At 48.0% G+C, this 8,632-nt stretch carries 10 protein-coding genes; 5 read left to right on the top strand and 5 right to left on the bottom strand.

All coding sequences use genetic code 11. The features are described from left to right. The first annotated feature begins 131 nt into the window (after positions 1–131). A complete protein-coding gene (gmd, locus tag KDK15_RS02475; protein ID WP_257293787.1) occupies positions 132–1,253 on the top strand; it encodes a GDP-mannose 4,6-dehydratase in 1,122 nt (373 codons plus the stop codon). Between the two features lie 51 nt (positions 1,254–1,304). Here the strand turns inward: gmd and KDK15_RS02470 are convergent, their stop codons facing one another. Both KDK15_RS02470 and KDK15_RS02465 read right to left on the bottom strand, forming a co-directional pair. Beyond that, on the bottom strand, positions 1,305–1,643 hold the full coding sequence (locus KDK15_RS02470; protein WP_257293786.1) for a type II toxin-antitoxin system RelE/ParE family toxin: 339 nt from the start codon (positions 1,641–1,643) through the stop codon (positions 1,305–1,307). Next, positions 1,640–1,882 (bottom strand): type II toxin-antitoxin system ParD family antitoxin, encoded by a 243-nt coding sequence (locus KDK15_RS02465; RefSeq protein WP_257293785.1) that lies wholly within the window; start codon positions 1,880–1,882, stop codon positions 1,640–1,642. The genes KDK15_RS02470 and KDK15_RS02465 overlap by 4 nt, the downstream gene beginning before the upstream one ends. 294 nt (positions 1,883–2,176) lie before the next feature. On the opposite strand from KDK15_RS02465, the gene KDK15_RS02460 reads away from it, so the two are divergent. Then, positions 2,177–3,139, top strand: coding sequence for a GDP-L-fucose synthase (locus KDK15_RS02460; RefSeq protein ID WP_257293784.1), 963 nt, complete (start codon positions 2,177–2,179; stop codon positions 3,137–3,139). Positions 3,140–3,288: 149 nt separating this feature from the next. Next, the gene (locus tag KDK15_RS02455) at positions 3,289–4,779 is read left to right on the top strand and encodes a mannose-1-phosphate guanylyltransferase/mannose-6-phosphate isomerase (RefSeq protein WP_257293783.1); all 1,491 of its coding nucleotides are present in this window, start codon (positions 3,289–3,291) and stop codon (positions 4,777–4,779) included. Positions 4,780–5,052: 273 nt separating this feature from the next. Here KDK15_RS02455 and KDK15_RS02450 read toward each other — a convergent pair whose 3' ends face one another. After that, the gene (locus KDK15_RS02450) at positions 5,053–5,487 is read right to left on the bottom strand and encodes a DUF29 domain-containing protein (protein WP_257293782.1); all 435 of its coding nucleotides are present in this window, start codon (positions 5,485–5,487) and stop codon (positions 5,053–5,055) included. Positions 5,488–5,640: 153 nt separating this feature from the next. Here KDK15_RS02450 and KDK15_RS02445 point away from each other — a divergent pair, with 153 nt between their 5' ends. Continuing rightward, entirely contained in the window at positions 5,641–6,135 is a 495-nt protein-coding gene (locus tag KDK15_RS02445) for a CvpA family protein (RefSeq protein WP_257293781.1), read from the top strand. Positions 6,136–6,142: 7 nt separating this feature from the next. Here KDK15_RS02445 and KDK15_RS02440 read toward each other — a convergent pair whose 3' ends face one another. Continuing rightward, positions 6,143–6,523: a type II toxin-antitoxin system VapC family toxin gene (locus tag KDK15_RS02440; RefSeq protein ID WP_257293780.1), complete on the bottom strand. Its 381-nt coding sequence runs from the start codon at positions 6,521–6,523 to the stop codon at positions 6,143–6,145. A 2-nt stretch (positions 6,524–6,525) separates the two neighbouring features. Beyond that, positions 6,526–6,804 carry a type II toxin-antitoxin system Phd/YefM family antitoxin gene (locus KDK15_RS02435; RefSeq protein ID WP_257293779.1) on the bottom strand — a complete coding sequence of 93 codons (279 nt, stop codon included), beginning with the start codon at positions 6,802–6,804 and terminating at the stop codon, positions 6,526–6,528. Positions 6,805–7,053: 249 nt separating this feature from the next. Between KDK15_RS02435 and purF the strand changes: the two genes are divergently transcribed. Continuing rightward, the gene (gene purF, locus KDK15_RS02430; RefSeq protein WP_257293778.1) at positions 7,054–8,556 is read left to right on the top strand and encodes an amidophosphoribosyltransferase; all 1,503 of its coding nucleotides are present in this window, start codon (positions 7,054–7,056) and stop codon (positions 8,554–8,556) included. Positions 8,557–8,632 lie beyond the last annotated feature (76 nt).

Here is an 8,632-nt window from a genome sequence, read left to right as displayed (position 1 = left end):
GTAACGCCGCAGAGTGACTGATCACTTAGTCAGAAAATATGATTTCATTTGGTTACTACTTATTCACTCATAACCCATTTACCAGTCACTATCCCAAATTTTCCATTACCAACAACTATGGCTAAATAAAGATGTCCAAAAAAGTTGCTTTAATTACCGGTGTTACTGGGCAAGATGGCTCTTACCTGGCCGAGTTTCTTTTAAAAAAAGGATATGAGGTTCATGGTATCAAACGTCGTGCTTCTTCTTTTAATACTGAGCGTGTGGATCATATTTATGAAGATCCTCACATGGAAAATCAACATTTCAAGCTCCATTATGGTGATTTGAGTGACAGCTCCAATTTGACCCGTATTATCAGCGAAGTACAGCCAGATGAAGTGTATAATCTGGCGGCCCAGTCTCATGTGGCGGTCTCTTTTGAGTCTCCTGAATATACTGCCGATGTGGATGCCCTGGGTACCCTGCGGCTGCTGGAAGCTATCCGCTTTTTAGGGCTGGAGAAGAAAACACGCTTTTATCAGGCCTCGACTTCGGAGCTCTATGGTCTGGTACAGGAGATTCCCCAAAAGGAAACCACGCCTTTCTATCCGCGATCGCCTTATGCCGTGGCCAAAATGTACGCTTACTGGATTACCGTGAACTACCGTGAGTCCTACGGTATGTATGCATGCAACGGTATTCTGTTTAACCATGAGTCTCCACGTCGTGGTGAAACGTTTGTTACCCGTAAAATAACCCGAGGATTGTCGAATATTGCCCAGGGGCTGGAAACTTGCCTTTACCTTGGCAATATGAATGCCTTACGGGACTGGGGCCACGCACGTGATTATGTGGAGATGCAGTGGCTGATGCTTCAGCAGGAACAGCCGGAAGATTTTGTGATTGCTACTGGCGTTCAGTACTCTGTACGACAGTTTGTGGATTTTTCCGCCAGGGCCATTGGTTTAACTTTGTGTTGGGAAGGTTCCGGTGTGGATGAGTGTGCCTATGTTGAGCGTATCGACAGTGATCACGCGCCTGCATTGACCGTTGGCCAAAAAGTTGTAGCGGTTGATCCCCGTTATTTTCGTCCGGCAGAGGTGGAGACCCTGCTGGGCGATCCATCCAATGCCAAGGCCAGGTTGGGCTGGGAGCCCACCACTACGCTTGAACAGATGGTGGCAGAGATGGTTGAGTACGACCTGGCCAAGGCCAAGCAACATGCTTTGCTGAAAGAGCATGGGTATGAGGTGAAGGTGTCCAGGGAGTAGTTGTGGGTTGGGGGTCAGGGAAAATCAAGAAAGCCCCCAAAGCCATTGGGCTCAATGGCTATAAGGACATCCCCTGGTGAGATCATTGCCATTGATGGCAAGGTGAATTTCAACATCCATGCTTTTATGAAGGATTCTGATAATTTCAATTCTATTTTTACTCGATTGTTTGAAGAAAATCAGATGACTTCCTTGAGGAAACTTGATAAAGCCTTTTCTTATTTCATCGCATGATTTACCTATTTCTGGCATTTCTGCCAATAGATGAAAAGTGTCGTCAAATTGCTTTATGTAGAGGTTCCTTTGCTCTTTGCCCCAGCGCTTCATTGTAAATTGTGCTAATGCTATCAAATCTGCTCTGGCTTGCTTGGTAAGGACAAAAGGCTTCATTTTTTGTCTTCACCATCAAGTTCATTGATGAAAGTATCATAATCATACTCGGCAATGCCGCTCTTCTCGCCTTCAATAAGTAAATTTCTGAGGGTGTGCAGTTTCGTTTCTTTACTTTCAAGCAAGCGCAGAGCAGCTCGAATAACTTCACTGGCTGAGCCGTAACGTCCGCTTTCTATTTGGTCGGAAATAAAACTATCAAAGTGGTCGCCCAAGGTTATACTGGTGTTTTTAGCCATTTTCTTCGTCTCCATAGCGCACAGGAAATACCAATATGTACCTGATTATGGTATCTCGTACCCGTAAGTCAAGCAGGCAAGACTGAGGCAAACCTGATGAGCGAGGTGGCGTTAATTGTTACGTGCTTTTCTTCGGTCAGCCTGATGGTAAGTACGCTTATTGTCTGATCTCCCTGATAAATTCTTCTGGATTGCCATTCATTTCAGTTTGCCAGTTCTGCACAATGACTGTGATTTTTCTTTCATCGCCAGCCATTCTGATTTGATTCTATATTCTGCAGATACTCATTAATTATGAAAACTGTTTTTATTGCCGGCCATGGTGGAATGGTGGGCTCTTCGATTGTTCGTCTTCTTGAGCAGCATGGCAATGTTCGAATTGTGATCCGCAGTCGCAGTGAACTTGATCTGACCAGCCAGCAGACCGTGGCAGCGTTTTTCCGGACTGAACAGATTGACCAGGTGTATCTGGCGGCAGCCAGGGTGGGTGGTATTCATGCCAATAATGCCTATCCGGCCGAGTTTATTTATGAAAACCTGATGATGGAATGCAATATTATCCATCAGGCGTTCCGGGCTGGGGTTCGACAATTACTTTTTCTGGGGTCCAGCTGTATCTATCCGAAACTGGCCCGGCAGCCCATGGTGGAGAGTGAATTGTTGAATGGCCACCTTGAACAGACTAATGAGCCTTATGCTATTGCCAAAATTGCGGGTATCAAGCTTTGTGAGTCCTATAACCGGCAGTACGGTGTAGATTACCGTTCTGTGATGCCAACGAATCTCTATGGTGACAATGATAATTTCCACCCGGAAAACAGTCATGTGATTCCGGCGATGATGCGTCGTTTCCATGAAGCAAAGCTTCGCGGCGATAAAGAAGTGGTGGTTTGGGGTACAGGCAAGCCGATGCGTGAGTTTCTTCATGTATCCGACATGGCGGCGGCAAGTGTGCATGTGATGAACCTGGAAAAGTCGATTTACAGCAAACATACGGAACCCATGATGTCTCATATTAATGTAGGCACGGGTGTTGATTGCTCGATTCGCGAGCTGGCCGAGACGATGAAGCAGGTTGTCGGCTTTGAAGGTGAGTTGGTTTTCGATTCCAGCAAGCCTGACGGTACACCCCGTAAACTGATGGATGTTTCACGTCTGGAACGGCTGGGTTGGAAGGCGGTGATTCCTTTGCATGAAGGGTTGTCTATGACTTATCAATGGTTTCTGAAGAATGCGGCAGAACTTCGTTCTGTTTGAGATGTGGGTTTCGGGTTTTAGTTGATGGCTGTATTTTTGACTCTTGCCTGATTACCCACAAATTCCAACTCATAGCCCGCAACTTCCAACGCATAACCCATAACTCCCAGCTCATAATCCACAACTCACCCCCCCCAAAAAAAACATCTATGAACTTAATACCCGTAATCATGTCCGGCGGCTCTGGCAGTCGCCTCTGGCCTCAGTCCAGGGCTCTGAACCCGAAGCAGTTTCTGCCACTGGTTAATGAACAGACCATGTTTCAGAACACGGTGGCCCGGCTGGATGGCCTGGATGCAGTGGGGGCTCCAGTGGTGATTGCCAATGAGGCTCATCGTTTTCTGGTGGCGGAGCAGCTTCGTCAGATGGGGCGCAGTGCCGAGGCGATTATTCTTGAGCCGGTGGGCAGGAATACGGCACCTGCGGTTGCTTTGGCGGCTTTAAAAGCGTTGAATCAGGATGATCACCAGGAAGAGCCGGTTTTGTTGGTGCTGGCGGCGGATCATGTGATTCAGGATGAAAAGGCTTTTCATCAGGCTGTTGAGACGGCGTTGCCGACGACAATGGATGGTAAGCTGGTGACGTTTGGTATTGTGCCTACCCATCCGGAAACCGGTTACGGCTATATCAGGGCGGGAGAAAAGTTAATTGGTAATCGTGAAGAGGGAATAGCTGATAAAACCACTGAACCAAAACCCTCAACCCACCCCTCATCACTCACAACTACCTACTCTGTAGCACAGTTTATTGAGAAACCGGATCTGGAGACTGCTCAGGGCTATCTGGCTTCTGGAGGTTATTACTGGAATTCCGGCATGTTTCTGTTTAAGGCTTCCCGTTATCTTGAAGAACTGAAGCAGTTCCGGCCAGATATTCTGGCAGCCTGTGAAAAAGCGATGAGAGTTCAGAATCCTGACCTTGATTTTGTCCGGCTGGATGAAGAAGCTTTCAGGGCATGCCCGGAGGACTCTATCGACTATGCGGTGATGGAAAAAACGACGGATGCCGTTGTTGTTCCGTTGGATGCGGGATGGTCTGATGTTGGTTCCTGGTCTTCTCTTGCCAATATTTCTGACAAGGATGAGCTGGGGAACTCGGTTCAGGGCGATGTTCTGCTACAGGATACCACCAACACCTATGTTCGCAGTGAGAAAAAGCTGATTGCCACGGTTGGTGTAGATGATCTTGTCGTGGTGGAAAGCGACGATGCCATTCTGGTTGCGCATAAAGCCCGGGTGCAGGATGTCAAGAAGGTAGTCGAGTCTCTGAAAGCCGCAGGGCGTTCTGAGGTGAATCTGCACCGGAAGGTCTATCGGCCATGGGGGGCTTATGACGCCATTGATGTGGGCGAGCGTTTTCAAGTCAAGCGCATTATGGTCAAACCTGGTGCCAGGTTGTCGTTACAGAAGCACTATCATCGTGCTGAGCACTGGATTGTGGTAAAGGGTACAGCACTGGTGGAAATTGATGGGAAAGAGATTCTGTTAACTGAAAATCAGTCCACTTATATTCCCATTGGTGCGGTGCATCGACTGGAGAACCCCGGGAAGTTTGACCTTGAATTGATCGAAGTTCAAAGTGGCGGGTATCTCGGTGAAGATGATATTGTGCGCTTTGAGGATACTTACGGAAGGGTTTGATTATATTAGCCCGGCGTTGTTTTTAAGGGCCATAGTCCTGTTTGAGATGATTTCATGGCATGAGTAACCCTCCTAGTAATTGTCCTTAAATAATTCCGACATTTAGAACTCATTCTCCGTTCACCCTGGGCGGAGTCGAAGAGTGTCTGGCACAATCTATCATGCTTCGGAGTTTACGTCCTTCGATACTTCGACAAGCTCAGCACTCAGGACGAACGGAGTTTGGAGGCTGCAAAATGTGGAAATTATTCAAGGACTATTCGTTAATAGTGGTCAGGGTTTAAAGTCGGCATCGAGCACCTCTTCAAACTGCCATGGGCACTGGTCCGGAAATGATGAGGCGGGTATCCCGGTTTCATCATGAGCATCTTCCACGGCATCTCCGTAAGCGAGAGGCAGCATTTCAGGAATTTTTGATTTCAGGCCGGGGTTAGCCCGTAACAGACGGCGTATCTGTTTTCTCTGTTCTTTGATGGTACTTTCCCAGCTACGGCCGGTGCGTCGTTTGTCTGGTTGGTATTGCCATTTCAGCAGGTGCATCAGCAGCACTGTCAGACGGGATTGCAGTGACCGATAGTCACTTCGGCCCATGCCCTCGATTTCCTCAAGAATGTTATGCAGATCCAGTTCGGCTATCCGGCCGCTGCGTATCAGTTCTGCCTGTTGCTGAGTCCAGCTGTAAAAGTCTGTCTGGTATAAATCCTTCATTGGGTGGGCTCCATTTTTTCTTGCAACCAGCTGCTGCGCTATCTTACTGTCGTTAAAGGAAGTGATTGTTGTATATTGATCAACTGCAGAATTATCAGATTTTAGACAGTTTCCAGCATAGCATGGTTCCGTTTTTTATTAAGGAGTCAGGTATTGACTTTCACCTGGATCGACTGGCTCATCGCCGCTATTGTTATCATCTCCGCGCTTATCAGTTTAAAACGCGGTTTTTTTAAAGAGGTTCTCTCCCTGTTGACCTGGCTGGCCGCTATTTTTGTTGCCTGGTCTTTTGGTGGTGCCCTGTCAGAGCGATTGACTGATTATATTGCTACCCCATCCGTTCGGGTAATGGTGGCCTGTGCTTTGCTGTTTGTGGCAACATTGATGGTTGGTGCGCTGGTTAATCGTATTATCGCTGAACTGGTTCAGGCGACGGGGCTGTCGGGTACTGACCGTATTCTGGGTATGGTGTTTGGGGGTTTGCGAGGCTGTTTGCTGGTGACGATTCTCGTTGGTCTGCTGACGTTGGCTCCCCTGGAGCAGGATCAGGCCTGGCAGCAGTCGGTGCTGTTACCCCACTTTATGTTGCTGGCTGACTGGTCGAAGCAAACGGTTGTTGATGTTATGGGGCCGTTGATGCAGGGATAACGCTACTTTATCTCACTTCCAGAGTACTCACCGGATATTGTTGTATACGACGATCTGCGGTGACGATGGTCATTTTTTCTGCTGAGGCCTGTGCTATCAACATACGATCAAATGGATCCCTATGGATACTTGGTAGCTCAGCCGCAATTTTCCCATGCTCAAGCATGATCGGTAATGGTTTGATATCCAGAGTTTCCAGCGTTCCGATAAGATTGCCATCAATGGTTAATTTGCCAGCGGCTTGCTTGATATATATTTCCCAGATTGAAGCAGAGCTGACATACGCCTGATTATTTGAATTGTTAATGGTGTTGATAATCTTGGTGCCCAGTCGGTCACTGTTATTAAGCCACCAGAGCAATACGCAAGTATCTAATAGTAGTTTCAATACTACTCTCCCCGTGTTTTAAGCTTATCCTCAGTTTCATAAAAACTGTCAATAATCTCTTGTGGTGTCTGGTCAAAGTCCCCGGCGATGTGTATTTTTCCCTCAAGTGCGCCTAGCCCCCTATTTTTCGGTGCCTCCTGGTATGGGACAAGCCTCATCACCGGCTTATTCCTTTGGGTGATGATAATGTCTGCATTGTCTTCCAGTGCCATGCGTACCAGCTCTGAGAGCCTGGTTTTTGCTTCATGCATGCCTACGGTTATCTGGTTGGATTCTTTCATGGTAAGCCTACTGATTTAGCTAATTAAACTAGATTTATAGTAGCCATCCACTGGATTTTCTTCAAAACTTTTTCTCGATTTATCAGTCTCAGGGAGTGTAGCAGTTTTCGTAACCCTATCATTTAGCGTATGATTTCAGGCTTTCCGTTATCGGGAACAGTGGCTGTTCAGGTGATTGAACAGGCAATTTTGATCATTTGCTGTCAGTTTCGATAACGATTTTAGCTGATCAATCCTGAGGATGAGTGCATGTGTGGAATTGTCGGTATTTCGGCAACGGTGAATGTTAACCAGCTGTTGTTCGATGCGCTGACTGTGCTGCAACACAGGGGGCAGGACGCTGCGGGGATGGTGACTCTTGATAATAGACGTTTTTTCCTGCGAAAAGATAACGGTCTGGTGAAGGATGTCTTTCGTACCCGTCACATGAAGCGGCTTAATGGCTGCTCAGGCCTCGGGCATGTTCGATACCCGACGGCGGGTACTTTCAGTTCAGCAGAAGCCCAGCCATTCTATGTCAACTCGCCTTATGGCATCGCTTTAGCCCATAACGGCAACCTGACCAATGCGGATGATATCAAACAGTCGCTGTTTGAAAGTGACCTCCGCCACATTAATACCCACTCCGACTCTGAAATCCTGCTGAATGTTTTTGCCCATGAGCTGGCAAGTGAGGGCAAACATAAACCGCAGGCAGAAGATGTGTTCAACGCTGTGACCGGTGTTTACCAGCGTTGTGAGGGTGGTTTTGCGGTGGTGGCCATGATTAATGGTCATGGTATGGTCGGTTTCCGGGATCCCCATGGCATTCGGCCACTGGTATACGGTAAGCGGGAAACCGGGAACGGTACCGAGTATATGCTGGCCTCAGAATCGGTGGCCCTTGATGCCCTTGACTTTGAGCTGGTGGGTGATGTTGCTCCTGGGGAAGCCATTTATATTGATGAACAGCGGCAGCTCCATACTTTCCAGTGTGTGCCCGGTAAACTCATTCCCTGCATGTTTGAGTACGTTTATCTGGCCCGCCCGGATTCCAGTCTGGATGGCATTTTTGTCTATCAGTCCCGCTTGCGAATGGGCCAGACCCTGGCCAATAAAATCCTCCGTGAGTGGCCTGATCATGATATTGATGTGGTGATGCCCATTCCGGATACCAGCCGAAACTCTGCCCTGGAGATGGCAACCCGTCTGGGCCTGCCGTATCGGGAAGGTTTTGTTAAGAATCGTTATATTGGCCGAACCTTTATTATGCCCGGTCAGGCCATTCGCAAGAAGTCGGTTCGCCAGAAGCTGAATGCCATTCACCAGGAGTTTGCCGGCAAGAATGTGCTTCTGGTTGATGATTCCATTGTCCGTGGCACCACCTGTGAGCAAATTATTGAGATGGCCAGGGATGCCGGGGCCAAAAAGGTGTATTTCTGTTCAGCGGCTCCCGCCATTCGTTATCCCAATGTGTACGGCATTGATATGCCGACCCGGGAAGAGCTGATTGCCCATGGCCGGAGTGATCAGGAGGTTTGTGAACTGATCGGTGCTGATAAACTGATTTTTCAGGATCTGGATGATCTTAAGAAAGCGGTTTCTTCACTTAACCCGGCCATTGACGATTTCGACTGCTCCGTGTTTGATGGTCGCTATGTGGCCGGTAATATTGATGATGATTATCTGGAGCAGCTGGCTTCCAGCCGAAATGATGACAGTCGCCAGGCTGAGAGTGATATTATTGATCTTCATAACGAAGGGGAGCTCTAACTCGTTCGAACTAGTACACGGTTTCAATGCAATTGATGGGTTCCTTCTATCATTGACGTCCAAACTCCGTTCGTCC

This window comes from Endozoicomonas sp. YOMI1 (genome assembly GCF_024606345.1).
In the GTDB taxonomy this organism is placed as follows: Bacteria; Pseudomonadota; Gammaproteobacteria; order Pseudomonadales; family Endozoicomonadaceae; genus Endozoicomonas.
This window is presented reverse-complemented; position numbering and strand designations above follow the sequence as displayed.